This window comes from Streptomyces sodiiphilus (assembly GCF_039529215.1).
GTDB lineage: Bacteria > Actinomycetota > Actinomycetes > Streptomycetales > Streptomycetaceae > Streptomyces > Streptomyces sodiiphilus.
The window spans coordinates 1-1,329 of sequence record NZ_BAAAMJ010000025.1; the positions used below are offsets into that span (position 1 = coordinate 1).

The window sequence follows — 1,329 nt, forward strand, 5'->3', positions numbered from 1 at the left end:
GGTGTGGGTTCTGTGGGTGGTGTGGTGCCGTGGGTGGTGTCGGGTCGTGGTGTGGAGGGGTTGCGGGGTCAGGCGGAGCGGCTTCGGGGGTGGGTGGAGTCGGGTGGTGGTTCGGGTGTGTCGTTGGTGGATGTGGGTTATTCGCTGGTGGTGAGTCGTTCGGTGTTTTCGCATCGTGCGGTGGTGGTGGGTTCGGGTGTGGAGGAGTTGGTTGCGGGGTTGGATTCGGTGGTGTCGGGTGGGGTGGGGGATGTGGTGTCGGGTGGGAAGACGGCGTTTTTGTTTACGGGGCAGGGTGCTCAGCGGTTGGGGATGGGGCGGGAGTTGTATGAGGCGTTTCCGGTTTTTGCGGAGGTGTTTGATGAGGTGTGTGGTGTGTTGGATGGGTGTTTGGGGTCGGGGTCGGGGTCGGGTGTGTGGTCGGGGGTTTCCGGGGGGTCGGTTCGGGGTGTGGTGTTCGGTGAGGATGCGGGGTTGTTGGATCGGACGGTGTTTGCGCAGTGTGGGTTGTTTGCGTTTGAGGTGGCGTTGTTCCGGTTGATGGAGTCGTGGGGTGTGGTGGCGGATTTTGTGGTGGGGCATTCGGTGGGTGAGTTGGTGGCGGCTCATGTGTCGGGGGTGTTGTCGTTGTCGGATGCGTGTGTGCTGGTGGCGGCGCGTGGGCGGTTGATGCAGGGGTTGCCGGAGGGTGGGGCGATGGTGTCGTTGGCGTTGTCGGAGGGTGAGGTTGTGGGGTTGTTGGAGGGGTGTGGGGGTCGGGTGGGTGTGGCGGCGGTGAATGGGCCGTTGTCGACGGTGGTGTCGGGTGAGGAGGGTGCGGTGTTGGAGGTGGCGGAGCGTTCGGGGGTGAAGTGGCGGCGGTTGCGGGTGTCGCATGCTTTTCATTCGCCGTTGATGGAGGGGATGTTGGAGGAGTTTGGTGAGGTTGCGGGTGGGTTGTCGTTTGGTGTGGCGCGGATTCCTGTGGTGTCGAATGTGTCGGGGGAGTTGGCTGGTGAGGAGTTGGGTTCGGCGGGTTATTGGGTGAGGCATGTGCGGGAGGCGGTGCGTTTTGAGGATGGTCTTCGGGTGTTGGAGCGTGCGGGGGTGTCGCGGTTTGTGGAGGTGGGGCCGGCTGGGGTGTTGTCGGGGATGGGTGCGGAGTGTGTTCCGGGGGGTGTGTTTGTTCCGTTGGTGCGTAAGGGGCGGGGTGAGGTGGAGTCTGTTGTTGCGGGGGTGGGGCGGGTTCATGGTCTTGGTGGGGTGGTGGACTGGGAGAAGGTGTTCGCGGGTTCGGGTGCGTGTCGGGTGCAGTTGCCGACGTATGCGTTCCAGCGACAGCGCTACTGG

Annotated in this window: 1 protein-coding gene; it reads left to right on the forward strand. The window is 63.9% G+C overall.

Annotated elements, in window-relative coordinates; translation table 11 throughout:
• On the forward strand, positions 1-1,329 hold a 1,329-nt coding region (locus ABD299_RS12075; protein ID WP_425581319.1), incomplete at both ends, for an acyltransferase domain-containing protein.